This window comes from Corynebacterium sp. NPDC060344, from assembly GCF_042725215.1.
Taxonomy (GTDB): domain Bacteria; phylum Actinomycetota; class Actinomycetes; order Mycobacteriales; family Mycobacteriaceae; genus Corynebacterium.
The window spans coordinates 99,579-125,712 of sequence record NZ_JBHXCS010000005.1 but is presented as its reverse complement, the minus strand read 5'-3'; the positions used below and the strand labels follow the sequence as shown (position 1 = coordinate 125,712).

Annotated in this window: 23 protein-coding genes and 1 tRNA gene; 12 read left to right on the top strand and 12 right to left on the bottom strand. The window is 70.7% G+C overall.

Annotated features, from left to right (window positions below):
* Positions 1–47: 47 nt before the first annotated feature.
* The 3 genes from ACFWGD_RS07940 to ACFWGD_RS07930 all read left to right on the top strand — a co-directional run bounded on the left by ACFWGD_RS07940 (position 48) and on the right by ACFWGD_RS07930 (position 2,925).
* Positions 48–1,025: a FecCD family ABC transporter permease gene (locus tag ACFWGD_RS07940; protein ID WP_377778090.1), complete on the top strand. Its 978-nt coding sequence runs from the start codon at positions 48–50 to the stop codon at positions 1,023–1,025.
* A 95-nt stretch (positions 1,026–1,120) separates the two neighbouring features.
* Positions 1,121–2,104, top strand: a complete 984-nt coding sequence (locus ACFWGD_RS07935; RefSeq protein ID WP_377778186.1) for a FecCD family ABC transporter permease — start codon at positions 1,121–1,123, stop codon at positions 2,102–2,104.
* A complete protein-coding gene (locus ACFWGD_RS07930) occupies positions 2,101–2,925 on the top strand; it encodes an ABC transporter ATP-binding protein (RefSeq protein WP_377778089.1) in 825 nt (274 codons plus the stop codon). The genes ACFWGD_RS07935 and ACFWGD_RS07930 overlap by 4 nt, the downstream gene beginning before the upstream one ends.
* A 752-nt stretch (positions 2,926–3,677) precedes the next feature.
* Here ACFWGD_RS07930 and ACFWGD_RS07925 read toward each other — a convergent pair.
* The 5 genes from ACFWGD_RS07925 to urtA all read right to left on the bottom strand — a co-directional run bounded on the left by ACFWGD_RS07925 (position 3,678) and on the right by urtA (position 8,601).
* Entirely contained in the window at positions 3,678–4,394 is a 717-nt protein-coding gene (locus ACFWGD_RS07925) for an ATP-binding cassette domain-containing protein (RefSeq protein ID WP_377778088.1), read from the bottom strand.
* Position 4,395: 1 nt separating this feature from the next.
* Complete coding sequence (locus ACFWGD_RS07920; RefSeq protein WP_377778087.1) at positions 4,396–5,166, bottom strand: ABC transporter ATP-binding protein; 771 nt, start codon at positions 5,164–5,166, stop codon at positions 4,396–4,398.
* Entirely contained in the window at positions 5,153–6,235 is a 1,083-nt protein-coding gene (gene urtC / locus ACFWGD_RS07915) for an urea ABC transporter permease subunit UrtC (RefSeq protein ID WP_377778185.1), read from the bottom strand. Before urtC ends, ACFWGD_RS07920 begins: the two co-directional genes overlap by 14 nt.
* 203 nt (positions 6,236–6,438) lie before the next feature.
* Positions 6,439–7,323: an urea ABC transporter permease subunit UrtB gene (urtB, locus tag ACFWGD_RS07910; protein ID WP_377778085.1), complete on the bottom strand. Its 885-nt coding sequence runs from the start codon at positions 7,321–7,323 to the stop codon at positions 6,439–6,441.
* The gene (gene urtA, locus ACFWGD_RS07905; RefSeq protein WP_377778184.1) at positions 7,324–8,601 is read right to left on the bottom strand and encodes an urea ABC transporter substrate-binding protein; all 1,278 of its coding nucleotides are present in this window, start codon (positions 8,599–8,601) and stop codon (positions 7,324–7,326) included. It abuts the gene before it with no gap.
* A 1,538-nt stretch (positions 8,602–10,139) separates the two neighbouring features.
* Between urtA and ACFWGD_RS07900 the strand changes: the two genes are divergently transcribed.
* The 3 genes from ACFWGD_RS07900 to ACFWGD_RS07890 are packed head-to-tail and all read left to right on the top strand — an operon-like array spanning position 10,140 to position 13,537.
* The gene (locus ACFWGD_RS07900) at positions 10,140–11,381 is read left to right on the top strand and encodes a pyridoxal phosphate-dependent aminotransferase (protein ID WP_377778183.1); all 1,242 of its coding nucleotides are present in this window, start codon (positions 10,140–10,142) and stop codon (positions 11,379–11,381) included.
* Positions 11,382–11,393: 12 nt separating this feature from the next.
* Entirely contained in the window at positions 11,394–12,797 is a 1,404-nt protein-coding gene (locus ACFWGD_RS07895) for a YibE/F family protein (RefSeq protein ID WP_377778083.1), read from the top strand.
* Positions 12,797–13,537, top strand: coding sequence for a DNA alkylation repair protein (locus ACFWGD_RS07890; protein ID WP_377778082.1), 741 nt, complete (start codon positions 12,797–12,799; stop codon positions 13,535–13,537). The genes ACFWGD_RS07895 and ACFWGD_RS07890 overlap by 1 nt, the downstream gene beginning before the upstream one ends.
* Positions 13,538–13,567: 30 nt before the next feature.
* Here the strand turns inward: ACFWGD_RS07890 and ACFWGD_RS07885 are convergent, their stop codons facing one another.
* Positions 13,568–14,926 (bottom strand): UDP-glucose dehydrogenase family protein, encoded by a 1,359-nt coding sequence (locus tag ACFWGD_RS07885; protein ID WP_377778081.1) that lies wholly within the window; start codon positions 14,924–14,926, stop codon positions 13,568–13,570.
* Positions 14,927–15,126: 200 nt separating this feature from the next.
* Between ACFWGD_RS07885 and ACFWGD_RS07880 the strand changes: the two genes are divergently transcribed.
* Positions 15,127–15,381, top strand: a complete 255-nt coding sequence (locus tag ACFWGD_RS07880; protein WP_377778080.1) for a hypothetical protein — start codon at positions 15,127–15,129, stop codon at positions 15,379–15,381.
* Between the two features lie 206 nt (positions 15,382–15,587).
* Here ACFWGD_RS07880 and ACFWGD_RS07875 read toward each other — a convergent pair whose 3' ends face one another.
* The 5 genes from ACFWGD_RS07875 to dcd all read right to left on the bottom strand — a co-directional run bounded on the left by ACFWGD_RS07875 (position 15,588) and on the right by dcd (position 19,523).
* Positions 15,588–16,544, bottom strand: a complete 957-nt coding sequence (locus ACFWGD_RS07875; RefSeq protein WP_377778079.1) for an ABC transporter substrate-binding protein — start codon at positions 16,542–16,544, stop codon at positions 15,588–15,590.
* Positions 16,541–17,290 (bottom strand): ABC transporter permease, encoded by a 750-nt coding sequence (locus tag ACFWGD_RS07870; protein WP_377778078.1) that lies wholly within the window; start codon positions 17,288–17,290, stop codon positions 16,541–16,543. The genes ACFWGD_RS07875 and ACFWGD_RS07870 overlap by 4 nt, the downstream gene beginning before the upstream one ends.
* Positions 17,287–17,997 carry an ABC transporter permease gene (locus ACFWGD_RS07865; RefSeq protein WP_377778077.1) on the bottom strand — a complete coding sequence of 237 codons (711 nt, stop codon included), beginning with the start codon at positions 17,995–17,997 and terminating at the stop codon, positions 17,287–17,289. The genes ACFWGD_RS07870 and ACFWGD_RS07865 overlap by 4 nt, the downstream gene beginning before the upstream one ends.
* The gene (locus tag ACFWGD_RS07860) at positions 17,994–18,830 is read right to left on the bottom strand and encodes an ABC transporter ATP-binding protein (protein WP_377778076.1); all 837 of its coding nucleotides are present in this window, start codon (positions 18,828–18,830) and stop codon (positions 17,994–17,996) included. The genes ACFWGD_RS07865 and ACFWGD_RS07860 overlap by 4 nt, the downstream gene beginning before the upstream one ends.
* 120 nt (positions 18,831–18,950) lie before the next feature.
* Positions 18,951–19,523 (bottom strand): dCTP deaminase, encoded by a 573-nt coding sequence (gene dcd / locus ACFWGD_RS07855; protein WP_377778075.1) that lies wholly within the window; start codon positions 19,521–19,523, stop codon positions 18,951–18,953.
* Between the two features lie 106 nt (positions 19,524–19,629).
* On the opposite strand from dcd, the gene ACFWGD_RS07850 reads away from it, so the two are divergent.
* The 5 genes from ACFWGD_RS07850 (at position 19,630) to ACFWGD_RS07830 (ending at position 24,921) form a co-directional block, all read left to right on the top strand.
* A tRNA-Gly gene (locus tag ACFWGD_RS07850) sits at positions 19,630–19,703 on the top strand.
* A 103-nt stretch (positions 19,704–19,806) separates the two neighbouring features.
* On the top strand, positions 19,807–20,304 hold the full coding sequence (locus ACFWGD_RS07845) for a GyrI-like domain-containing protein (RefSeq protein WP_377778074.1): 498 nt from the start codon (positions 19,807–19,809) through the stop codon (positions 20,302–20,304).
* 205 nt (positions 20,305–20,509) lie between these two features.
* Positions 20,510–20,962 (top strand): universal stress protein, encoded by a 453-nt coding sequence (locus tag ACFWGD_RS07840; RefSeq protein WP_377778182.1) that lies wholly within the window; start codon positions 20,510–20,512, stop codon positions 20,960–20,962.
* A 149-nt stretch (positions 20,963–21,111) separates the two neighbouring features.
* Positions 21,112–21,306, top strand: a complete 195-nt coding sequence (locus ACFWGD_RS07835) for a DUF2613 domain-containing protein (protein ID WP_377778073.1) — start codon at positions 21,112–21,114, stop codon at positions 21,304–21,306.
* Between the two features lie 27 nt (positions 21,307–21,333).
* Positions 21,334–24,921: an alpha-(1->3)-arabinofuranosyltransferase family protein gene (locus ACFWGD_RS07830; protein WP_377778072.1), complete on the top strand. Its 3,588-nt coding sequence runs from the start codon at positions 21,334–21,336 to the stop codon at positions 24,919–24,921.
* Here ACFWGD_RS07830 and ACFWGD_RS07825 read toward each other — a convergent pair.
* Positions 24,831–26,123, bottom strand: a complete 1,293-nt coding sequence (locus ACFWGD_RS07825) for an acyltransferase family protein (RefSeq protein WP_377778071.1) — start codon at positions 26,121–26,123, stop codon at positions 24,831–24,833. The two genes, ACFWGD_RS07830 and ACFWGD_RS07825, sit on opposite strands and share 91 nt — an antisense overlap.
* Positions 26,124–26,134 lie beyond the last annotated feature (11 nt).

Sequence of the window (26,134 nt, the reverse complement as noted above, 5' to 3'; positions counted from 1 at the left end):
GCGGCCCCAGGCTCCCGGCACCATTCCCCCGGCCGCCTGCGGCGGCGGTGTTCGTCGGCCTCGCGCTGGCCGTCATCGCGGTCATCGCCGCCGGCATTTTCACGGGGGCCGCGGACATTTCCCCGGCACGCGTCCTCACGGCGCTCACGGGCTCGGGCGCGGACGCTGCCGACCCCGAACTGGCCGCGATTCTCGAACGCCGCCTGCCGCGCACCCTCCTGGGTTTGGCGGCGGGCGCCTCAATGGGTCTCGCGGGCGCCCTGCTGCAGAACGTCACGCGGAATCCCCTCGCGGACACGGGCGTGCTGGGCATCAATGCGGGGGCCGCGTTCGCTGCGGCGCTGGGCATGGCGTTGTTCGGCGTGAGCGCGCCGGCAGGGTTCCTGGGTTTGGCCATCGGCGGTGCCGTCGTCGCGGGTGCTGCGGTGTACGTCATTGGCCGCGGCGGTGCCGTCGGCGTGGATCCGTTGCGGCTGGTGCTGGCGGGCGTTGCGGTCGGGGCGATCCTCGAGGGCATCGGCGACGGCCTCGCCTTGGTTGATCCGCAGACTTTCGATCGGGTCCGCAGTTGGATGGTCGGCAACCTCGATGTCGCGTCGCCGGATCCGGCGCGGCTCGCGTTCGCCGGGCTGGTGGCGGGTCTGGTTTTGGCTTTTCCGGTGGTGCGTTCCCTCGACCACCTTCGGCTTGACGACGACACCGCCTCCTCCCTCGGCGTCCCCCTCCGGAGACTGCGCTTTTGTTTGCTGGCGGCGGTGATCGTCTTCGCTGCATCGGCGACGGCCGCGGCCGGCGTCATGGTGTTCGTCGGCCTCATGGTGCCGCACCTCGCACGGGCCTTGGTCGGCGCGAAGGAGGGGCGGATCCTCGTGGCATCTGCCCTTCTGGGGCCCGTGGTCTTGGTGATGGCCGATGTGCTTGGCCGTCAGATGGTGCCCGGGGAGCTGCCGGCGGGGGTCGTGGTGTCCTTCATCGGGGCGCCGTTCCTCATCGCGATCGCGCGGGGTCCGGTGATGTCGCGATGATCGGGACGATGCTGAAGCGAGGGGCCATCGGCCCGTGGGTGTCTATTGGCCGGGGTCCCGCTCCCGCCGCGGCGGCGCGGGCCCATGGGCGGACGCTGGCGGCCACGTGCGTGACGCTCCTTTTCGTTGCCACCGTCGGCGTGGCCGCGCTGTGCCTGCCGGGCGCCGGCATCACCGCTGCCGAGGCGTTCAGGGCGCTGATTGGCGCCGATGACGGATTCGCCGCGACGGTCGTCATGAACTGGCGCGCGCCGAGGGCCACCGCCGCCATCGTCGCGGGCGCCGCACTGGGGGTGGCGGGGCTGTTGTTCCAGACGTTGACGCGCAATCCCCTGGGCTCGCCGGACATCATCGGGTTCAACACCGGTGCCTACACCGGGGTGTTGGTTGCCCTGCTTGCGGGCGCCAGTGGTTTCGGTGCCACGGCCGTTGGCGCGTTCGTCGGCGGCTGCGCTACTGCGGCGGTGGTCGCGGCCCTGTCCGCGGGCCGGGGCGTGGACGGGAAGGGCCACTTCGGCGGCACGCGGCTGATCCTGGTTGGCCTGGGTACCTCGATGATGCTCGCCGCGTTCAATCGTTGGCTGATTCTCCGGGGCGACATGAACACCGCATTGTCCGCTGCGAGCTGGGGCGCGGGCACGCTCAATGGCCTTCGCTGGGAACAGACTGCTCCGGCCTGTGCTGCGCTGCTGGTGTTGCTCGTCGTGGCCGCGCCGTTGGGCAGGGGCGCGGATCTGCTGCGATTCGGTGACGATGCCGCGGGATCGCTGGGCCTTTCCGTTCCCCGCACGAAGGCGCTGCTTCTCGCGGCGGGTGCGGCGCTGACGGCGGTGTCCACTGCAATCGTCGGGCCGATTTCCTTCGTGGCGTTGGCCGCTCCGCACGTCGCGGCCCGAATCACCCGTTCGCCGGCGCCGCCGTTGGCGGCTTCGGCCGTGACGGGTGCGTTGTTGCTGCTCGTCGCCGATGTCCTGGCGCAGCGTTTGTTCCATCCGGTGCAGCTGCCGGCGGGCCTGGTCACGGTCACCATCGGCGGCGCCTACCTTTTGTTCGTCCTATCCGGAAGGGGTGCGCGATGAACGCGGACCGGTCCCGTTCCATTTCCGTTCGCGGCGTCGACCAGGCCTGGGGTGCCCGCCGGATCATTTCCGGGCTCGACGCGGACATTCGGCCGGGCGCGTTGACGGCGATCATCGGCCCCAATGGCTGCGGCAAGTCGACTTTGTTGAAGACCATCGCCCGGATTGCGCCTCCGCAGGCCGGCACCGTGTTCGTCGGCGGGGATCCGGCCGATGCCTTGTCCCCGAAGGAGTTGGCGCGCCGCGTCGCCATGATGACGCAGGGTGCGATGGCTCCGCCCGACGTCACGGTGGGCGAATTGGTCGCCCGCGGGCGGTACCCGCACCAGTCTTTCCTGCGCCAGTGGTCGGATGCGGATGAGGCCGCCACCGTCGCCGCAATGCGCGTGGCCGGTGTCGATGCGATGTCCGCCCGGCGCGTGTCGGAGTTGTCGGGTGGCCAGCGGCAGAGGGTGTGGCTTGCCTTGGCACTGGCGCAGCAGTCCGGCATTTTGCTTCTCGACGAGCCGACGACGTACCTCGACATCGGGCACCAGTATGCACTGTTGGACCTGGTGTCGGCGTTGTGCAGTGTCGGCGGCAGGACCATCGTCGCGGTACTTCATGACTTGCAGCAGGCCGTGCGCTACGCCGATGAGCTGGTGGTCATGAAGGATGGGGAGATCCTGGCGAAGGGGGCACCGCGCGACATCGTGGGCCCGGAGCTGATCCGGGAGGTCTTCGGAATCGATGTCGACGTCGTTCATCACGCCGGGACGGGCGACCCGCTCATCGTGCCCGTCAATCGGGTACTTCCCGACGTCGCGATGCTCGGCACCTGATGTCCCGGCCGGCGTAGTCGGACTCGTCGCAGCACGGTGAGCGTGATGGTGATCGGGGCGTCGCGAGGAAACCCGATACGACGATCCCAATTCGACTAGCCCGATTCGACAAGGAGGAGGGTCCACCCGGGCCCTCCTCCTTTCGCATGCGCGAAGCACCCGAAGCCAGTTGAGTAGCCGCCGAGTCCACCGTGGAGCTCGGAGTGGTCGCCGAGCCCCTGCCGATGTCGCCGATCGCCCCAGACCCGGTGAGCGGCCCTCGAGCCCCGGCCGATGTCGCAGAGCACCCCACACCCGGTGTGCGACCGCTGAGTTCACCGCAAAGTCGAGGAGGGCTGACCTCCTCAGTCCCATGCGTTACTAACGGCGTGCGAATCGCCCCAAACGACTCATCCCGCCATGGCGCGACCAGGGGTTTTGCGGCGGCGTGGTGAGTCGATTTGGGGGATCACGGCGCGAGAACGTCAGGATCGACTCCACCTGGCAATTCCCGGCCAGTGCACCCGGCCACCGCACGCGGCCGGACGAGGGGCAGACGGACCGAGACGCCGGTGGACCCGGCCGGATTACTGCCCCGTGCGACCCGACGGGCAGGTGCGGGCCGACGCGCGCACCCGGCCGGACCAGGAGCGGACGGCGGCGGGACGGCGGGACGACGGGACATCGGCGGGACGGCGGAACGTAGGGGCAGACGGAACGCGACGCGAGGCCCGCGCCCGGCCGTCCCGCACCCGCCCGCGCCCACCCCTCCCCTAGATCGCCAGGGCGGCGCGGACGCGGCCCATCTCCTCGGCATCGGCGCCGCCGGCGGCTCCGGCGGCGCCCTCCCCGCGGCGCACGACCCGCCCCGACGCCATCAGCGCATACGACCGCGCCGCCGACAGCGCGAACCCCATGTGCTGCTCGACCAGCAGCACCGCCATCCCCTCCGCCGCCAAATCCCCGACCGCCGCCTGGATCTCGGCGACGACGGACGGCTGGATGCCCTCGGTCGGCTCATCGAGGATCAGCAGCCGCGGCCCGGTGATCAGCGCCCGCGCGATGGCCAACTGCTGCCGCTGCCCACCGGACAACAGCCCCGCCTGCCGCCCCAGCACCGGCTCGAGCGCGGGGAACCGCCCCAGCGCCTCATCGATCCGCCCCTTGCCCGCCCGCCCCTGCAGGTCCGCGACGACGCGCAGATTCTCCATGGCGGTGAGCTGCTCGAACGACTGCTGCCCCTGCGGCACGTACGCCATGCCGCGCCGCACGCGTTTGTGGGGAGCCCAGGAGGTGACGTCGTCACCGTCGAAAAGCACCCTTCCCTCCGTCGGCGACAGCAATCCGACGGCGGTGCGCAGCAACGTCGTCTTGCCCGCCCCGTTGTGGCCGAGGACGGCGACGATGCCGTCCGCGGGGACGTCGACGCTGACGCCGTGGATGACGCGCGTGCGCCCGTAACCTGCGGAAATGTTGTCCAAAGTGAGCATCTCAGCGCACCCCTTCCGGTTCGGGGGCCGACGGCGCCGCCGCCGTGCCCAGGTAGACCTGCTGGACGTCGGCGTTGGCCTGGACGTCGTCGACGGAGCCCTGCGCCAGGATCCGCCCGCGGTTGAGCACGGTGACGCGGGTGGCGAACTTCCGCATGAAATCCATGTCGTGCTCGACGACGAGGATCATCCGGCCCGGCGCAATGCGGTGCAGCAGCTCACCGGTGGCGTCGCGCTCGTCGTGGCTCATGCCGGCTACGGGCTCGTCGAGCATCAGCGCACGCGCGTCCTGGACCAGCAGCATCGCGATCTCCAGCCACTGCTTCTGCCCGTGGGACAGCACGCCGGCACGCCGGTTCTCCAGGTGGCGCAGGCCGGTGAGCTCGAGCGCCTCGTCGATGCGCGGGTCGATGGTGCGGCGGATGCCCAGCAGCGAGCGCCGCCGCCGGTGGATGCCGCAGGCGATGTCCAGGTTCTGCAGGACGGACAGTTCCTCGAAGACGCTGGCGGTCTGGAACGTGCGGCCGACGCCCATGCGCGCGATCTTCTGCACGGGCGTGCCCAGGATCTCGCGGCCGTCGAGGGTGACGGAGCCGGTGCCGGGCGCCAGGCCGGTGATCGCGTCAACGCAGGTCGTCTTGCCCGCGCCGTTGGGGCCGATGAGGAAGTGCACCTCCCCCGGGGCCGTGTGGAAACTGGCGCCGTCGACGGCGGTGAATTCGCCGAAGCGGACGGTGAGGTCGTGGACGGCGAGGCCGTTATCCGCGGTCATCGGGGGTGCCTCCTCGGGCGGTGGTCGGTGCGGGTGCCTCGGGTTGCTTTGCGACGCCCACGTCATCCCCCGCAGGCGCGTCGCCCGTGGGGGCCCGGCCCTCGCGCCAGCGGCGCAGGCCCAGGCGCCCGGCGATGGAGGCCAGGCCGCCGGGCAGCAGCGCGATGACGAAGACGAGCAGGAAGCCCTGGAAGTAGGACCACCCCGAGGGGAACGCCTGGGCCAGGGAGGATTCGGCCCAGCCGAGGACGAGCGCGCCGATGGCGGGGCCGAACAGGCTGGTCCGGCCGCCGGCGGCGACGGCGATGACGAAGACGATCGACGGCACGACGCCGATCTCGGTCGGCGAGATGATGCCGACGATGGGCACGAACAGCGCCCCGGCGATGCCCGCCATGACGGCGGCGAAGACGTAGGCGGCGGTCTTGATCACCGCGGGGTCGTAGCCGAGGAAGCGGACGCGCTCTTCGGCATCGCGGGTGGCCACGAGCAGTTCGCCGTAGCGGCTGCGCATGAGCCAGTAGGCCACGGCGATCATGGCCAGGAGGATGCCGGCGGCGACGAAGTAGACCATCCGCTTGTTGGCCGGGTCGTTGAGCAGGAAGCCGAAGAAGTACCGGAACCCGCTCAGGCCGTTGGACCCGCCGAGGGTGTCCTGCTGGCCGACGAGCAGCACCACCAGCGCCGCGACGAGCGCCTGGTTGAGGATGGCGAAGTACGCCCCCTTGATCCGCCGCCGGAAGATGGAATACCCCAGCGCGAAGCTGACCAGCGCCGGCAGCACGATGATCGCGACGAGCGTCACCGCCGGGCTGCGGAACGGCTCCCACCACGCCGGCACCGCGCCGGACCCCGAGATGGCCATGAAGGAGGGCACGCCGGTCCCGTCGAAGGCGGCGTCGGCAAGCAACATGTGCATGGCCATGATGTAGGCGCCCATGCCGAAGAACGCGCCCTGCCCGAGCGTGAGCATGCCGCCGCGGCCCCACGCGATGCCGATGCCGACCGCCACGATGGCGTAGCAGATGAAGCGGCCCAGCTGCCCCAGCCCGAAGGGGCTCAGGGCCATCGGCGCCACGACCAGCAGCGCGATGCCCAGCGCCGCCAGCCCCAGGCCGACCGCGCGGGGCCGCGGGGCGCCGATGATGGTGGTCGCCCGGCGCGGGGTGCGGTCCTGGTTGGTGTTCTGCTCTGCGGCTTGCTTATCGACGTTGCCCGCGGCGCCGTCAGGGGCCGAGGGGGATCTCCGGGGTTTCGATGCTGTTGTGACGATCATGCGAGGCTCCTCGTCCGGACCGTGAACAGGCCCTGGGGACGGAATTGCAGGAAGGCGACGACGAGGACGAGCACCAGGAACTTCGCGATGGACGCGCTGGTGGAGTACTCGATGAACGCCTGGGCGACGCCGAGGGCGAAGGCCGCGATGACCGCGCCCTTGATCTTGCCGATGCCGCCGGCGGCGACGACCAGGAAGGCGTCGACGATGTAATTGGCGCCGATGGTCGGGCCCGTGGCGCCGATGAGCGTGATGGTCACGCCCGCCACGCCCGCCAGGCCCGAGCCGATGAAGAACGTCAGGCGGTCCGTGGCGCGGGTGTCGATGCCGTTGGTCTCCGCGAGGTCGCGGTTCTGCACCACCGCGCGGATGCGGCGGCCCATGGGCGTGGCCGTCATGAACAGGCCCAGCGCCACCACGACCGCGATGACCAGCGCCAAGATGAACAGGCGCGACTGCGGGACGATCACCCCGGCGACGTCGATGCTGCCGCGCAACCACTCGGGGGCGCGGACGTCGACGGCGGGGGCGCCGAAGATGTCGCGGGCGACCTGCTGCAGGATCAGGCCGACGCCGAACGTGGCCAACAGCGTGTCCAGCGGCCGGTGGTACATGTGCCGGATGAGCACCTGCTCGAGCACCACGCCGAGGATGCCGCCGATGAGGAACGCGGCGGGAATGGACACCAGCAGCGACAGCCCGGCCGCGCCGAGGATGCCCTGCACGACGAACGCGGTGTACGCGCCGACCATGATGAACTCGCCGTGGGCCATGTTGATCACGCCCATCTGGCCGAACGTCAGCGACAAGCCGACCGCGACGAGCAGCAGAACCGAGCCGACGCTCAGGCCGGCGACCAGCTGCGACAGGAGGACGTCCATCTAGGACCCCTGCCCGGCGCCGGACACGTCGGCCCAGTCGTAGCCCTCGAGGTACGGGTCGGGCTCGACGGCCTCGGGCGCCTCCCACACGGTGTCGATGAGGCCCTCGCCGTTGATGCGGCCGATGCGCGGCGTCTTCGCGATGTGCTGGTTGTCGCCGTTGACGGTCACGGTGCCTTCGGGGGCGTCGTAGCTGGTGCCGTCGGCGGCGTCGCGAAGCTCATTGACGTCAAAGGAACCTGCCTTCTCCACCATCGCCTTCCACAGGAACATGCTCAGGTAGGCGGCCTCCATCGGATCGGAGGTGACGCGGTCGGCGCCGTACTTCTCCTTGAAGCGCGCGACGAAGGAATCGTTGGTCGGCGTGTCCACCGTCTGGTAGTAATTCCACGCCGTGAGCTGGCCCTCGACGTTGTTCGCGCCGATGCCGCCGACCTCCTCCTCGGCGATGGACACCGACATCACCGGCATCGTCTCCGCATCGAGGCCGATGCTGTTGTACTGGCGGAAGAAGGCCACGTTGGAGTCGCCGTTGAGCGTATTGAACACCGCGTCGGCGCCGGAATCCTTCACCCGGTTGGCGATGGTGGTGAAGTCCGTCGACCCCAGCGGCGTGTAATCCTCGCCGACGATCTCGATGCCATTGGCCTCCGCGTACTGGCGGATGATCATGTTCGCCGTGCGCGGGAAGACGTAATCGCTGCCGACGAGGAAGAGGCTTTCGACGCCCTCCTCGTTCTTGAGGTAGTCCAGCGCCGGGATGATCTGCTGGTTCGTCGTCGCGCCGCTATAGAAAATGTTGTCCGACGACTCCAGGCCCTCGTACTGGACGGGGTAGAACAGCAGCGAGTCATTGCCCTCGAAGACCGGCAGCATCGCCTTGCGCGACGCCGACGTCCAACCGCCGAAGACCGCCGCGACGCAGTCCTGCTGCAGCAGGCGGCGGGAGCGTTCGGCGAAGATCGTCGGCTCGGACGCGCCGTCCTCCTCGACGATGTCGAGCTGCTTGCCCAGGACGCCGCCGTCGGCGTTGATCTCCTCGGCGGCCATCTTCAGCGACTCGTTGACGGTCGTTTCGCTGATGGCCATCGTGCCGGACAGCGAGTTGATCAGGCCGATCTTGATCGAGTCGCCGGAGGTGTCCACGCAGGATTCGGCGGCCGTGGCTTCTTCGCCGGCCCTGGCACCGCAGGCGCTGAGGGTCAGGCCCAGGACCGCGGCCAGTGCGGTGAAGGCCCACCGCCTGCTTCCCGGGGCGACGCGACCGTTGGACGACATGATCATGGGTTTTCTCCTTGGGACTGTGGTCATGCCGGCCGCGTGGCGCGCTGTGCGCTCGCGACCGGCTTCAACCCCCATGACGCTATGGAGCCACGGTATTCCGGGAATTTCCCGTTTGTTACGTCCGGCTTACGCTTCGGCCGTTTGTGCAACGCCCACGTTTCGGGGGCGGGCCGCGTGCGTCGTCCGCGTTTCGTGGCGGCGGGTGGGGCGGCCGGGCGGGCGCGGGCGTTCTCGTGGCGGGCGGATGGGTGGGGTGGGCGGGCGCGGACGTTCTCGTGGCGGGCGGATGGGTGGGGTGGGCGGGCGCGGACGTTCTCGTGGCGGGCGGCCGGGCGCGGTCGGCGAAACACAGGAGTCGGCTTGACGACGCCCCGGCCTCCGTCGCAAAGCACCCCAGCCTCCGGCTGCAACCGCTGCGACCGGGCCCACCTAATACCCGAACTTCGTGACGCGACCGCTGCGACCATCGCGTTTAACCCCATGCGTTACTAGCGGCGCGGGAATACCCCTAAACGACTCATCCCCCTTTGTCGTGACCAGGGGTTTTGCTGCGGCGACGTGAGTCGTTTTGGGGGATCGTGGCTCGAATTCGCGGGGATCGACTCCACCAGGGCTTATGCGGGCGCCGAAACGGGAGCGTTGATCAAACGGCACTAATGGCCGGCGGGCGGGCATCAACGGAGGCAGGGCAGGGCCGGTGAGCTCGGTGGAAGGCGGGAGTCGGCTTTACGACGGCCCGGCCGACGCCGCCGATCACCCCAGACCCGGTGAGCGGTCTCCGTTCCCACGGCGTACGCGGCGAACGCGCCCACCGAACACCCGAACCTCGTGGCGCGACCGCTGCGACCGTCACGTTTAACCCCATGCGTTACTAGCGGCGCGGGAATACCCCTAAACGACTCATCCCCCTTTGTTGGGACCAGGGGTTTTGCCGGGGTGACGTGAGTCGATTCGGGGGATTGTGGCTCGAAATCGCGGGGATCGACTCCACCTGGGCATATGCGGGTACGGAATCGGGAGGGTTGACCACGGCGCACCAGCGGTCGGCGGGACACCCACACTGCGACGGGACACCCACCCCGGCGGACCCCACGCGGCGGGCCCACGCCGACGACACTCGACCCGCGGGGCACCCACCCCGGCGACACTCGACGCGGCGGAACACTTCTCCCCGGGCCTCGTGAAGTGGCAGACTCTAACGGGTGAGTACCCAGAAGCGACCCCAGGACCAGCCGGGCCACCCGGACACCGCCAACCCCGCGACCAGCGCCGCCGCGGCCGCCACCCCGGCGCCCGCAGCCGACGCCGCTTCTGCCAACGCCGCCAACGCCGCCGCTTCTGACTCGACCACCACCGACGGCCCCACCCCCACCGACGGCACCAGCACCAGCACCACCACCACGAACACCACGGCCTCCGACTCCCCCGACCCGGCGGAGGTCAAGGAGAAGGCGCTGCGCAAGTCGGCGGAACTGCTGCGCGCCGCCCGCGCCGAGCAGACCCGCGCCGCCCGCGTCGCCCAGCGCCGCGGCATGGACCACCCGCGCCGCACGCCGCTGAAGAAGCTCGACCAGTCCTCCAAGCTGCGCAACGTCCTCTACGACATCCGCGGCCCGGTGGCCACATTGGCGGAGAAGATGGAGGCCGACGGCCACCGGATCCTCATGCTCAACACGGGCAATCCCGCGAAGTTCGGCTTCGATGCTCCCGACACGATCGTGCAGGACATGGTGCGCGCGCTGCCGCATGCCCAGGGCTACTCGGAGTCGAAGGGCATTTACTCGGCGCGGCGGGCCGTCGTCACGCGGTACGAGATGGACCCGACTTTCCCCCGCTTCGACGTCGACGACGTGTGGCTGGGCAATGGCGTGTCCGAGCTGATTTCGATGGTGACGCAGTCCCTGCTCGACGAGGGCGACGAGGTCCTCATCCCCGCCCCCGACTACCCGCTGTGGACGGCGGCGACGACGCTGGCCGGCGGCAAGCCGGTGCATTACGTGTGCGACGAGGAGCAGGATTGGGCGCCCGACCTGGAGGACATCCGGGCGAAGGTGACGGATCGGACGAAGGCGATCGTCATCATCAACCCGAACAATCCGACGGGCGCGGTGTACAGCCGGGAGGTGCTGGAGGGCATCGTCGACATTGCGCGGGAGCATTCGCTGCTGCTGCTGTCGGACGAGATCTACGACCGCATCCTCTACGACGACGCGGAGCACATTTCCACGGCGTCGCTGGCCCCCGACCTGCTGTGCGTGACGTTCAATGGCCTGTCCAAGACGTACCGCGTCGCGGGTTACCGCGCGGGGTGGATGGTCCTGACCGGCCCGAAGCGCCATGCGGAGGGTTTCATCGAGGGCATCAACCTGCTGGCGTCGACGCGCCTGTGCCCGAATGCGCCGGCGCAGCACGGCATCCAGGTCGCGCTCGGCGGCTACCAGTCCATCGACGATCTGATCCTGCCGGGCGGGCGGCTGCTGGAGCAGCGCAACGTCGCGTGGGAGGGCCTGAACTCGATCCCGGGCGTGAGCTGCGTCAAGCCGATGGGCGCGATGTACGCGTTCCCGAAGCTCGACCCGGAGGTCCACGAGATCCACGACGACGAGAAGCTCATGCTCGACATCCTGCGCGAGGAGAAGATCCTCATGGTCGGCGGCACGGGCTTCAATCTGCCGACGCCGGATCACTTCCGCATCGTCACCCTGCCGTGGGCGCGCGATCTGCAGGAGGCCATCGAGCGCCTGGGCAACTTCCTGGCCAGCTACAAGCAGTAAGGGAGCGTTGGGGTGGGGCGGCATTCGCGGGTTGCGGTTTCTTCGCTTGACGACGGTCCGTCGTCACGCAATCCGGCCCGGCGCATCGCCGGCGCCGGGGTGATGGCGCGGCGCGTGCTCGCGGCGTTGCTGGCGGTGGCGGCGGTGGCGGCCCTGGTGGGGCTGGCGGTGCTGTGGCCGCGCGGCGAGGCGCCGGAGGTCGGGCAGGGTTTCCGTGATTCGCAGTCGATGGCGGCGCAGTCGTTTCCGGGGCGGGTCGCGGAGGTGGCCGCGGGGACGTGCGGCTCGCCGGACGCGGGCGTGGCGTTCGACGGTGCCCCACAGCAGGCGGCGGCGTTGCCGCAGGTGCCGGGGCTGCCGGCGCAACCGCCCCGAGAGTGCGAGCTGGTCGTCGTGGACATCACCGGCGGCCCCGACGAGGGCCGGCGCACGCTGCTGGAGATGTCCGGCCAGCCCGGCGAACCGGAGCTGGCGCAGGGCACGGGGATCCACCTGACGTCGCACGCCATCGGCGCAGATCAGACGCGGTACGCGTTCCTCGACATCGACCGCACCACGTCGGTGTGGGCGTGGCTGGCGGTGACGGCGCTGGCCATCGTCGCCGTCGCGGCGTGGCGGGGCGCGCGGGCGATCGCGGGGCTGGTGCTGACGCTGGCCGTCGTCGGTTTCTTCCTCATCCCCGCCCTGCTGCGCGGCGGCCCGCCCGTGGCGCTGTCGCTGGTCACCGGCGCCGTGGTGCTGTTCCCCGTGATGTTCCTGGTCCACGGGGTGAACTGGAAGTCGGCGGCCGCGCTCGGCGGCACGCTGGCGTCGCTGGGCGCGTCGGCGGGGTTGGCGCACGTGGCCATCGGCGGCGCCGACCTGCGGGGGCTTGCCGACGACTCCAACCTGCTCATCCAGCTCTACCTCCCGGCCGTCAGCGTGACGGGGCTGATGCTGGCCGGGTTCATCGTCGGCGCGCTGGGCGTGCTCAACGACGTCACCATCGCGCAGGCGTCCACCGTCACCGAGCTCGCCGAGGCCGACCCCGATGCCGGGCCGCTGGAGTTGTTCGCCTCCGCGATGCGGGTGGGCCGCGACCACATCGCGTCGATGGTCTACACGCTGGTGCTGGCCTACGTCGGCGCCTCGCTGCCGATGACGCTGCTGCTGTCGGTCGCCGAGCGCCCGCTGATGCAGGTGCTGACCTCCGACATCGTGGCCACCGAACTTCTGCGCTCGGCGATCGGTGCCCTCGGCCTGACGCTGGCGGTGCCGGTGACCACGGCCATCGCGGCGGTGACGGCGCAGGTGCGGGAACAGAATCGGGAACAGGGCCGGGAACAGAATCGGGAACAGAGCCGCCCCGGGAAGCCCGCCGTCCAGACCCGCCAGTCTGGTCCGACGTCGCCCGCCGGAACGGTGCGGGTGCCGTGATGGCCGCCGGTACTCCCGCCCCTTCCAACTCGGGCCCCGCAAGCCCGGCCACCCCGGCCGATCGCACCGCCGCATTCATCGCCGCGGTCCGCGAGGGGCTCGCCCCGCTGGCCGATCCCGAGCGGGCCGCGGGCCAGGCCGCCTACCTGAAAACCGACGAGCCGATGCTCGGCGTCCGTGTCCCCGAGGTCCGGCGCATCGCCCGCTCCGCGGCGAAGGCGGCGGGGTTCACGTCGACCGGCGAGGTCATCGACGCCGCCCGCACGCTGTGGGACGGCGCCCGCAATCGCGAAGAGCGGAGGGCGGCGATCGGGCTGCTGCAGGCACCCGTCGTCAAGCAACTCGCGACCCCCGCCATCATGGACCTGGTCCGCCACATGGCCACCACCGGCGCGTGGTGGGACCTGGTCGACGACCTGGTGAAGGTGCAGCTCATCGTGCGCGGCCACGATCGCGCCGGCGAGGATGCGCGGATGCGGGCGTGGGCGCGCGACGGCGACATGTGGCTGCGGCGCTACGCCATCCTGCACCAGCTGCAGGCCAGGTCGGCGACGGATACGGCCCTGCTTGCCGACGTCATCGCCCCCAACCTCGGCGACGGCGAATTCTTCGTGCGCAAGGCCATCGGGTGGGCCCTGCGCGACTACGCGAAAACCGACCCCGAATGGGTGCGGGCCTTCGTGGCGCAGCGGCCGGGGATGGCGGCGCTGAGCCGTCGTGAAGCAACCAAGCACCTGTGAAGGGCCGGCGGGCGGCGAGTTAGCGGGGTGCTACTGGCCGCGGCCCAGGCAGTTGACGTCCCAGCCGGCGGCGCGCCACTGGTCGACGGGCAGGCAATTGCGGCCGTCGATGAGCTTCTTGTCCGCGACGAGCTCGCCGGCGGCGACGGGGTCGAGGTTCTGGAACTCGTCCCACTCCGTGGCCACGACCACGATCTCCGCGCCCTCGAGGGCGTCGTTGGCGGACTCGCGGTAATCGAGGGTCGGGAACAGCGCGCGGGCATTGTCCATCGCCTGCGGGTCGTAGACGCGCACCGCCGCACCGGCCAGCGACAGCGAACCGGCGATGGAAAGCGCCGGGGAATCGCGGACGTCGTCGGAATTCGGCTTGAACGCCGCGCCCAGCACCGCGACCTGGCGGCCCAGGGCGATGCCTCCGAAAGCGTCCTTGACCAGGCCGACGCACTTCTCGCGGCGGCGCATGTTGATCGCATCGACCTCGCGCAGGAAGCTCATCGCCTGGTCGGCGCCGAGCTCGCCGGCACGAGCCATGAACGCCCGGATGTCCTTGGGCAGGCAGCCGCCACCGAAACCGAGGCCGGCATTGAGGAAGCGCCGCCCGATGCGCGGGTCCATCCCGATCGCATCGGCGAGCACCGTGACGTCGGCGCCGGTGGTCTCGCAAATCTCCGACACGGCATTGATGAAGGAGATCTTCGTGGCCAGGAAGGCGTTCGCCGAGACCTTGACCAGCTCGGACGTCGGCAAATCCGTGACGATCATCGGCGTGCCCCGGTCGAGGATCGGCCCGAAGCACTCGCGGACCGCGGCCTCCGCGCGGGTGGAGTTCTCTCCCAGGCCCAAGACCATGCGGTCGGGCTCGAGGGTGTCCTTCACGGCGTGGCCCTCGCGCAGGAACTCCGGGTTCCACGCCAGGTCGATGGTGGCCACGGGCTCGGCGGCATCCCCCGAGCCCTCCCCCGAGCGTTCCGCCAGAATCGCGTCGGCCCGCTCCTGCAGCCGCGACGCCGTGCCCACCGGCACCGTCGACTTGCCCAGGATCACGTGGTCGCCGGTGATCCGCGCCGCCAGCTCGTCGACGACGGCGTCCACGTAGCGCACGTCCGCGGCGTACGAGCCCTTCACCTGCGGGGTGCCCACGCCGACGAAATGGAGGGTGGCGAACGATGCGGCCTCGTCATAGTCCGTCGTAAAGCGAAGCGCCCCGGAGTCGACGTGCTTGCGCAGCAGCTCCGGCAGGCCGGGCTCGAAGAACGGCACGCGGCCCTCCGACAGCGCCTCGATCTTGGCGGGGTCGACGTCGACGCCGAGGACCTCGTGGCCCAGCTCGGCCATGCACGCAGCATGGGTCGCACCCAGATATCCGGTTCCGATGACGGTCATTCGCATACCGGCCAGTATGAGATACATTGCCGCACTTGGCGAGTCGGCGATCGCCCCCGTTTTCGCCCACTACCTGCATTAACCGTCCGTTCATCTGCGCATCACCGCGGCATTACACGGGCGGCCCCGGCAGTTCACCGGGCGCGGCTGCTTTACGACGGCCCGGCCGCCAGCCACGCCCGCGCAATCGAGGTTAACCTGTGGGCATGTCCAGCCGAATGCTATCGGTCATCGCCCTCGCCATCGCTCTGACTGCTGCAGCTGCCCTCTTTTTCGTCGGAAGTCCCCTGCCGTCCGGATGGGCGCTGCCGCTGACGGTCGCCGTGCCGGCGTTCGGTGCCGTTTCCCTCGCGGGCGCGATCAAGGCCCGCGCAAACGGCCTGACGATCGCGGCGGCGTTCGTCACCTTCGCGCTGATCCCTCTGATGTACGCAGCAACCCTCATCATCGCGGGACCGTGACACCGCCGGAGCAAGCCCAATCCGACGGATGCAGCCACACGCCGAATGAACGCCGTTAAATCCCCAGTTGGCGAAATCGTGTGGCTGCACCTGTCGAACTCGTGGAGACTGCACGCGGGCAGCGGCGCGTCAAAGGGCGGGAGCGGGGGCGGGAAGCCGACAGTTCAGCAGGATGGCAGGTCCCGGTGCAGGCCGGCGCGGCTGCTTTACAACGTCCCGGCCGCCAGCCAATCCCGCGCAATCAAATCGGCGCCGGCTTTTTCGTCGCCCGAGGCGCGGAGGTTCATGTCGGTGAGGTCGGCCGTCGTCAAGCGGGACGCGACCTGGTCGAGGGCCCGGCGCGCGGACTCGTCCAGCACCCCGCGACGGGCGAGCGCGACGACGTTCTGCGCGGGAATGAGCTGCCGCGGATCCTCGAGCGTGACCACGTCGACGTCGCCGCCGGACGGATCGCGCATGGGCGTGGTGGTGTAGACGTCGGCGATGTCGACGGCACCGTCGGCCAGCGCGCGAATGGTCAGGGGGCCGCCCGAATCGCCGTAGACGACCATCTCCATCGCCGCCGGGTCGACGCCGTAGACCTCGGCGAGACCGTCGGGGCCGTAGGGCTGCTGCGCGAGTTCGGGAGAGCCGCCGATGCGGATGGCACCCGTGGCGGCGGCGAGTTTCTGCAGGTCGGCGAGGCTGGCCAGCCCATGCTCGTCGGCGACGGTGCGCAGGACCCGGTAGGCGTCCTTCGACTCGGCCGCCGCGGGGGCGAGGGCCTCGAGGTCCGGCGGCAGATTCGCGTCGAGGGCGGCGAGGACGCCATCGGGTTCGGCACCCTTGGGAACGTCGCCGAAATAGGCCGCGAGGTTGCCGGAGTACTCGGGCACGAGGTCGACGGAGCCCTCCTGCAGCGCCGCGAGATACACGTCGCGGGCCCCGATCTGCGGGACGACCTCGACGTCGTGGCCCGCCTCGGTCAGGGCATGGGCCCAGATGCGGGCCATGATCTCCGACTCCGGGAACATCGCCGAGCCCACGCGGATCTGACCGGCCGCGCGGTTGGCGGGGTTCGCGGGATCGAGCGCGCAGGACGTGAGACCGGTCAGCGCCGCGGCCGTCGTGGCGGCGGCGCCGGCGAGGAAGGCCCGGCGGCTGAACTGCGTGGGCTGGTTCATCGGGATCCTCCCGTCGGGACGCCCGCGGGCGCCAACACCTTCTCCGCGACCGTGAACGCGAGGTCGGTGACCAGCGCCAACCCGGCGACGAGCACCGCCGCACCGAGCATGACGCCGTAATCGCGCACGGCCAGCGAGTCGAGCAGGAACCGGCCCAGCCCACCGAGGCCCAGGTACGCGGCGATGGTCGCGGTGGCCACCACCTGCAGCCACGCCGACCGCAGCCCGCCGATGAGCACCGGCATGGCCAGCGGGAACTCCACGCGGCCGATGACCTGATTCGTCGAATGGCCCATCGCATAGGCGGCGTCGATGGTCGAGCGGTCGATGGCCCGGAAGCCCGACGCCGTCGCCGCCAGGATCGGCGGCACCGCGAGGATGACCAGCACGATCGTCGCCGGGATCAGCGGCAGCGTCACGCCCGCCGGGATGATCAGCGCGAGGAAGGTCAGCAGGCCCAGCGACGGCATCGCGCGCAGGATGCCCGACGCCCCGAGCACCACGCCCTGCCCGCGGCCGGTGTGCCCGACGACGACGCCGAGCGCGATGCCGATGACCGCCGCGATGGCCGTGGCCAGCAGCGAATACCCCAGGTGCTCGAGCAGCGGCGCGCCGATGCCGCCATCGCCGGCCCATGAATCTCCGGAGGTCAGCCACGTCCACGCCTGCGAAACGATGCCCGCGTCGGAGGCGGAGGAAGAGGAGGAGTCGGCTGCCGTGAAGGTCGTGAAAGAAAGGGCGCTCATGACGCCACCTCCAGCTTCTCCGCCGACTTCCCCGACTTCGCCGGCTTCTTCCCCGCCTGCCCGGCCCCCGCCCGCGTCCACGGCATGAGCACCTTCCCCAGCGCGACGAGCACCAGGTCGAAGACCAGCGCCACGACGGCGGTGCCGATGACTCCGGCGAGGATTTCCGTCGGAAAGCTGCGGTTGAACCCGTCCGTGAAGAAGTACCCCAACCCGTGCACCCCGACCAGCGACCCGACGCTGACCAGCGACACCGTCGACGCCGACACGACGCGCGCGCCGGCGAGCAGCACCGGCCCGGACAGCGGCAGCTCGACGCCGAGGATCCGGCGCCACGCGGGATAGCCCATCGACGTCGCGGCGTCGCGGGCGGCGGCGGGGACGGAGCCGAAGGCGTCGGCGGCGGTGCGCGTCATCAACGCCACGCCGTAGGCCGCCAACGCCACCTGCACGTTGAGCGGGGAGAGCACGGACGTGCCCAGGACCAGCGGCAACATCACGAACAAGGCCAGCGACGGGATGGCATAGAGCAGGCCCGCGCCGCCGACGATGGTCCCCCGGATTGCTTTGCGACGCGACGCCACGAAGCCCAGCGGCACCGACACCAGCACCGCCGCGATGATCGGCGGCACCGACAGCCACACGTGGGTCAGCGTCAGATCGAGGATCTGCGCGGAGTTCTCGGCGAACCAGGACCAGCGGATCATTGCTTCGGCCCCGGGTAATCGCCGAGGACGCCGGCGACGCGGCCGCGGGCATCGAGGACGCGGTCGCCGTCGATGCGCAGGCGCCGGGAGTCGGCGTCGATGAAGTCGCGGACGAAGTCGTCGGCGGGCTTTTCGATCAGCTCCCACGGCGGGCACTGCTGCGCGATGCGGCCGCCCTTGGACAGCAGCACGACCTCGTCGCCGAGGTGCAGGGCCTCGGAAATGTCGTGGGTGACGAAGACGATGGTGCAGTCCAGCTCCGCCTGCAGCCGCGTGACCTCGGCCTGCAGCTCGCGGCGGACGATGGGGTCGACGGCGGCGAAGGGCTCGTCCATGAGCAGGATGCCCGAGTCGGCCGCCAGCGCCCGGGCCACGCCGACGCGCTGCTGCTGGCCGCCGGAGAGCTGCGAGGGGTAGCGGCCGGCGATGGAGGCGTCGAGGCCGACGAGCTCGATGAGCTCCATCGCCCGCTCACGGGCCTTCTTCTTGGGCACGCCGTTGAGCCGCGGGACCGTGCCCACGTTGTCGGCGACCGTGCGGTGCGGCAGCAGCCCGCCATTCTGCATGACATACCCGATGCCGCGGCGCAGCTCGACCGGGTCGCGGTCGGCGATGTCCTCGCCGTTGACCAGCACCCGCCCGGACGTCGGCTCGACCATCCGGTTGATCATGCGCAGCAGCGTGGTCTTGCCGCAGCCCGACGACCCGACCAGCACCGTCACGGCGTTGCCCCGGATGTCCAGATCGACGCCGTCGACGGCGGGCGGGCCGTCCCCGTAAGTCTTGGTGACGCCCTCGAACCGGATGGCGGGCGCGGCAGTTTCGGTGGCCATACCGACCACGGTAGCCGCAAAACGGCGGCGGTGATCGCCGCTTACCGGGCGGCCGCGCGAGGGTGCGCGGTGGGCGTGCCCGAATCGTCGTCAAGCAAACGCGAACCGCCGGGCAGGGGCCTACCGGAAGTTCAGGTACGCCTTCGACGGCGTCGGCCCGCGCTGGCCCTGGTACTTCGAGCCCAGCGCGCCGGAACCGTAGGGCACCTCCGCCGGCGAGGTCATGCGGAACAGCGCCAGCTGGCCGACCTTCATGCCCGGCCACAGCGAAATGGGCAGGTTGGCGACGTTGGACAGCTCCAGCGTGATGTGGCCCGTGAAACCGGGGTCGATGAACCCGGCGGTCGAGTGCGTGAGCAGGCCCAGGCGGCCCAGCGACGACTTGCCCTCGAGGCGGCCGGCCAGATGCGGCGGGATGGTGAACTTCTCCAGCGTCGACGCCAACACGAACTCGCCCGGGTGCAGCACGAACGCCTCATCCCACGGCACCTCGCGCAGCGTGGTCAGCTCCTCCTGCGGCAGCTTCGGATCGATGTGCGTGTACCGCGAATTGTTGAACACGCGGAAAAACTGATCCAGGCGCACGTCGATCGACGACGGCTGGATCATCTCCTCGTCCAACGGGTCGATGCCCAGGCGGGCGTCATCGTCGGCGGAAAGGGCGGCGCGGATGTCACGGTCGGAGAGCAGCACGCCACCACCCTACCGGCAGCGCGGGAGGGGGTTTTGCGGACCGCGCCCGCGGCGGTGCTACATTATTGGCGGAAGGCGCGGCCGGATGCCCGGAGCGCGCCCCGATGCCGATGTAGTTCAATGGTAGAACTCCTGCTTCCCAAGCAGGCGGCGCGGGTTCGATTCCCGTCATCGGCTCCACGGCAACCCCCTGACCTGCACTATCCGGTCGGGGGGTTTTGCGTATCCTGGCGGGCAGATCCGGCCGTCCGCGCCGGTGCCGACCGCACGTCAGGAGCCCGCCATGCCCGAGTTCACCATCGACGAATCCCGCGCCGTGCCCACCGCCGTCGTCCGCGCCTTCGACATCCCCATGGATGATCTGAGCGGCCTGTTCGACAACGCCTTCTCCGCACTGTTCCCCGCACTCGGCGCCGCCGGCATTTCCCCCGCCGGCGCCGCCTTCGCGCTGTACCCGCGCTTCAGCGAGGACTGGTCGCGCTGCGACATCGAGGTCGGCGTCCCCCTCGACGCCCCGCTCCCGGGACCGGTCGAGGCGCCGCTCGCCGACGGATCGGCCATCACCATCGAGCCGTCCGAGCTGCCGGCGGGCAAGGTCGCGTCCACGCTCTACCAGGGCGCTTACGACGGCCTCGGCCAGGCGTGGAAGGAGTTCACCGACGAGCTCATCGCCGACGGGCACACCCCGGCGATGCCGTGCTGGGAGGTCTACATCACCGAGCCGACGCCGGAGGCCGACCCCGCCGACATGAAGACGGGCCTGAACACCCCGGTGGAGTGAGGCGTGGCGGGATCGGGATCCGGCGGCCGGATCGCGATCCCGTCATGAGCGGCGCCGTCCGCGGCTAACGTGGAGGAAAACGTCAGCCAGAAGGAGAAGCCCGATGTCCGACGATCACGCCAACCCCGGCGCAGCGCCCGACGCAGCCCAGAACCCCGCCGCCCACAACCTCGGCCAGAACCCCGCAGCCGTGCGCGGGGATTCGATGCTCATCGCCTACGACGGTTCCGAGGAGGCCCGCCGCGCCATCCAGTGGGCGGGCTCGCTGCTGTCGGTGCGCACGGCGTACATCCTCACCGCGTGGGAGCCGCTGCAGCGCCAGGCCGCCCGCACCGCCGGCGCCTCCGGGATGATGCAGCCCGACTGGGACTCCACCGTCGACGACGGCGACCCCGCCCACGAAGAGGCCCGCCGCATCTGCCGCGAGGGCGTCGAGGTCGCGGCCTCCGTCGGATTCACCGCGGAGCCCTACCTCGTCGAATCGGAGACGACCATCTGGTCGGCGATCGTGGACGCGGCACGGGACCTGGATGCCGGCGTCATCGTCTCCGGCACCCGCGGCAATTCGGGCCTTCGCGGCCTGCTGTCGTCGTCGACGGCCGATGCGGTGCTGAAGAACGCCGGGCGCCCGGTCCTCATCGTTCCGCCGCCGAAATAACCCCGCAGGAGGTCACGGGGCCGCAACGGCGGCTCCCCCACCTGGGACGAACGGGAACTTCCCCCGTTTTCGCCGAAACTTCCCCGTGACCCCGGGAATGGTCTACAGTTGCCTCCATTCCCCAGGAACATTAATTCGAGGAGTGAAACATGCCCTACGAGACCGAGTCGGAGCAGCGCCGCACGGTGGGCCCGGCCCTGGCCAGCGCCCTTGTCGGCGGCCTCCTCGGCGGTGCCCTCATTTTCGGCGTCGCACAGGTCACGCAGGAGTCCGAGATCCCCGAGGCGCAGGCCGTCTCCGCGGATCAGGCCCTGATGGGCGGGGTCGAGTACGGCGAGCGCTAGCCGCTCGCCCGACCGCCCCGCCCAGTCATGCCCACCACCGATCGACGCACGCCCACGCGCGCCTTGGTCGGCTGGTGGGCATTGCTGTGCCTGCTGGCCTTCATCCAGTCCCCCGGCCGCACGGTCGCGGACACGAAGCATGACCTGACGGCCAACCCGACCGGCTTCCTCGAGCGGTCGCTGAGCATGTGGTCCGAGGTCATGCCGCTGGGCCAGCTGCAGAATCAGGCATACGGGTACCTGTTCCCGCAGGGCCCGTTTTTCGCGCTGTTCGACCTGCTGCCCGACGCGATCTGGGCGGATTGGCTGACGCAGGGACTGTGGTGGTCGCTGCTGTTGTGCCTGGCCTTCACGGGTTTCTACCGGGTGGCGGAGGTCGCCGGGATCGGCACCCGGCAGTCCCGGATCCTGGCGGCGCTGCTCTACGCGCTGTCGCCGCGCATCCTGACCACCCTCGGCGCGATCTCGTCGGAGGCGTGGCCGGTGGCGCTGGCGCCGTGGATCCTGTTGCCGTTGCTGGTGGTGGCCAGGCGCCCCGACGCGGTGGGCTGGAAGCTCGCCGTCCGCGCCGTCGTTCTGTCGGGCCTGGCGGTGCTGTGCACGGGCGCCGTCAACGCCGTCGGCACTGCCGCGGCCTGCGTCCCGGCGGCGCTGGTGCTGGTCTTCGCCGGTTTTTCCGGTCCGCACCGCAAGCGCGCGTGGGCCATGTTCGCCGGTTGGCTGGGCGCCTGCGCGGCGGTGAGCATGTGGTGGATCGTGCCGCTGCTCATGCTCGGCTCGTACTCGCCCCCGTTCACCGACTACATCGAGTCCTCCGGCGTGACCACGCGCTGGCTGAACCTCGGCGAGACGCTGCGCGGGGCGACGTCGTGGGCGCCGTTCGTGTCGCTGGAGCGCGTCGGCGGCAACGCGATCGTCTCGGAGCCGGTGCTGATCCTGGCGACGATGGCCATCGCCGCGATCGGCCTGGTCGGGTTGGCCATGGGGTCGATGCCGGGCCGCCGCGGCTGGCTGCTCATGGCGCTGATCGGCATCGCGTCGATGGCGGCGTGGACGGATCCTTTCGCGCCGCTGGGCGACTGGGGCCGTTCGCTTCTCGACGGCCCGCTCGCCCCCTTGAGGAACCTCCACAAAATGGACCCCGCCGTTCGCCTCCCCCTGATGCTGGGATTGGCGCACGCCACGGCGATGCTGCCGTGGCCGGGCTCCGGAAGGGAAGTTGGCGGGGACTCGGATCGGAAGCAGCAGCTCCGCGAGAAGTGGCTCCACCCCGAGAAGCACCGCTCCGCCGTGGTGGCGATGCTCGTGCTCGTCGCCGCCGCCGGCGCCACCGCCCCCGCGTGGAGCGCGCGGTTGGCGCCGACGGGCGCGTACCAGGAAGTGCCGTCGCACTGGACCGAGGCCGCCGACTGGCTCAACGCCAACGCCGGCGGCGCCCGCACGCTGGTGGCGCCGTCGATGCCCTTCGCCGACATGGACTGGGGCTTCACCCGCGACGAACCCCTGCAGCCGCTGACCGACGTGCCCTGGGTGGTGCGCGACGCGGTGCCGCTGGTGCCGCCGGAGGCCATCCGCGGCCTCGACGGGGTGCAGGAACTTCTCGACCGCGGCGAGGGCGTCGATTCCCTGGCCGCGACGCTGCGCAACCAGGGCATCGGCTACGTGCTGGTGCGCTCCGATCTGCCGGCGTTCAACCGCGGCACGGGCCTGCGCGACCTGCGCGCCACGTTGCAGGCGTCGCCGGGGATGTCCCGCGTCGCAGAGTTCGCCCACGGCGGCGACGGCGCCCCGACCGGCGCGGTGTCCGGCAAAACCGCTGCGGCGGTGACCATCTGGGCCGTCGACGGCGGCGCCGATGCGCTGGCGCCGCGCATGGTCGACTCGTCGTCGGTGCCGCTGGTCTCCGGCGGCCCGGAGGTGCTCGCCCGCCTCGACGAGGTCGACGGCGACGCCCCGGTGCGCATGCTCCACGGCGAGGCCGCCGGCACCGTCACCGACACCCCCACCCGCCGCGGCCGCAACTACGGCGAGGTCCGCGGCGCCGTCTCCGGGCTGCTCGCCCCCGACGAGGACACCGGCGTGACCAACGAGGTCGCCGACTACCCCGCCGCGGGCATCGCCGAGACGCAGACCGCCACGGGCCGGGCGTCGCTGGAGGTGTCGTCGTCGGCGTCGGAGCCGTACAACGTCGGCGGCGCCCGCCCTGAGCACTCCATGAATGCGCTGGTCGACGGCGATCCCACCACGTGGTGGGAGCCCCGCGCGGGCACCGGCGGCCAGGCCGAGTGGGTGGAGATGGTCCCCGAAGAGCATCTCGACGGCGGCCGCCTGACCATCACCGCCGCCGTCGTCCCCGCCCAGGTGCAGGTCCGCGCGGGCGGCGCGTCGACGTCGAAGTGGCTGACGCCGGGCGAGCCGATGTCGATGCCGCTGCCGCGCGCAGTCTCGGGCAGTGGCTCTGATGCAGACGCCGACACAGACTCTGATTCGGATGCCGATTCTGACGCCGGCGCCATCCGCATCACCGCCACCAACGCCCCCGCCGGGTTCGCGCTGGCTGAAATTACGCTGGAGAACTCCGCCGGCGAGGACGTCACGCCGATCCGCCTGCCGGTCGTCCCGGACGCCTCCCCGCTGGTGCAGCGCTGGTCCTTCGGCCAGGAGATCCCCGAGGACCGCCTGCGCCGCGCCTTCACCGTGCCCGCGCCGATCACGGTCACAGTCGACGCGGACACGTGCCGCACGGGTCTCGCCGACCCGTGGACCGAGCTCGACGGCGAGCCGGTGGCCTGCGGCGACACCGTCGACCTCGAGCCGGGCATGCACGAGATCGGCTCCCGCGCCCGCTGGGTCACCCTCACCGGCGCCGACTACGCCGCCCCGACCCGCGAGCAGCAGGACCCGCAGGTCATCGAGGACTTCGCGGCCGGCACCGACTCGGACACCGCCATCGGCTCCGGCACCATCGCCGCCTCCGACGCCGACCGCATCGTCTACCGCCCCGTCTCCGTCAATCCCGGCCAGGTCGCCGACATCGACGGCCGCGAGCTCGAGCCCGTCACCGTCAACGGCTGGCAGCAGGGCTGGCTGGTCCCGGCGGGCGTCGCAGGCACCCTGACCATCGATTTCCCCGCCGCCGCGACGTGGCGCACGGGCATCCTCGCCGGCGGCGGGCTGGCGGCACTGTTCGCGCTGGTTGCGGTGGCCATCGGGTTTGCGTGTCGACGGCCCCTCCCCACCGCCATCGACACCGCCGACATGGATCCCGCGCAGGTCCCCGACCTGCACCGCAACACCACTGCCATAGCCGGATTCGCCGTGGCCTGGCTTACTGCGGGACTGCCCGGCGCCGCCGTGGCGGCCATCCTGGCTGTCATCGGCGTGAATCTTGTGAGGCGGTGTGGGGCGGAGACGATCCGTCGTCAAGCAATCGCGGCGACCGCCGCACTCGCGGGGATCGCTGGCATCATCCTGGCCCGCGACGCATGGCCCGGCGCGGGCTACGCGGGCTTCGAATGGCCGCTTCAGCTGGTCGCGGTCGGCGCCGTGGTCCTCGCATCATTCGCCCAGACCCTGCCCAACCAGCGGCGCGCGGGCTCTTCGACCAACGCGTAGGACGCCGCGGCCATCGGGATGGTCAACGCGACGGTGACCAGCCAGACCAGCGCGATGTGGCCATCGAAAATGCGCACCCCCAGCAGCGGGAACGCCACCGACAACATGGCCATGTGCCACAGGAAGATGCCGTAGGACCAGCGGCCCAGCGCCTGCATGACCGGGGTGGTCAGGACCCGCGACTCCGGGGCCAGCGCCCACGGGCCGATGATCGCCGCGCCGAAGACCAGGCCACACCAGGTGCGGCGCAGGAACTCCCAATGCGACAGCTCCACCAGACCCTCCGGCCCCATGAACGCCGCCAGCCACAACGCGCCGACCGCCACCGCGATCCACAGCCACCGCAGGCGCGCCGCCCGCTTGACGCCCTCCAGGAGCCGGCGCGCGCGGGCCGACTCCGAACCCGCCAGCGACTCGACCTCCGCGAGGATCATGCCAGCCGCGAACCACGAGAAATACGCCGCGGGCTGGATGTGCGGATTGACGCCGTCCGGGTACGGGATCGGCAGCCACACCCAGCCGAAACTGAGCACCGACAGGCCCGCCAACGCGAGAATGCGCAGGCCCTGGCGGCGCATCGGGTCCAGGCCGCGCAGCGCGATGGCGAAGACCGGCAGCGTGACGTAGAAGGCGACCTCCACCGACAGCGACCACAGGTGCGTCAGGCCGCCGTGGAGCGAATCGGCGAAGAAAACCTGCGTGAGCGTCAGGTTCGTCAGCCACGTGCGCAGGCCCGCGCCCTGCCCCACCGGCAACGCGATGATGACGGCGACCACCAGCACCCAATAGGCCGGCAGGATGCGCGCGGCGCGCTTGCGGTAGTACTTCGCCCACCCCGACGCCGTCGACCCCCGCTCACCGTCCGTGCCGCCATCGCGACGCCGGCGCCACACGACGCCGCCCTGCCCCGCCCGATGGCTGCGCCACAACAGGAAACCGGACAACGTGAAGAACACCGCCACGAAAAAATCGAACCGGCCCAGCATCCGCTCCCACATCGCGCCGACGTCATGGCCCGTCTGAAATGCCACGTGCGTGCCGATGATCCCCAGCGACGCCACCGCCCGCAAACCCTCCAGCGCGGGCAGGAATCCCGGGCGGAACGCGGGCCGGAATTCCGGGCCCGGCTGCCCCGCAAAAGCGGATTCGCCCAGCTCGGTGCCCACCCCGGCGGGTTGTGCCTGATTCTGTCGGACGATCATTCCCGGATAAT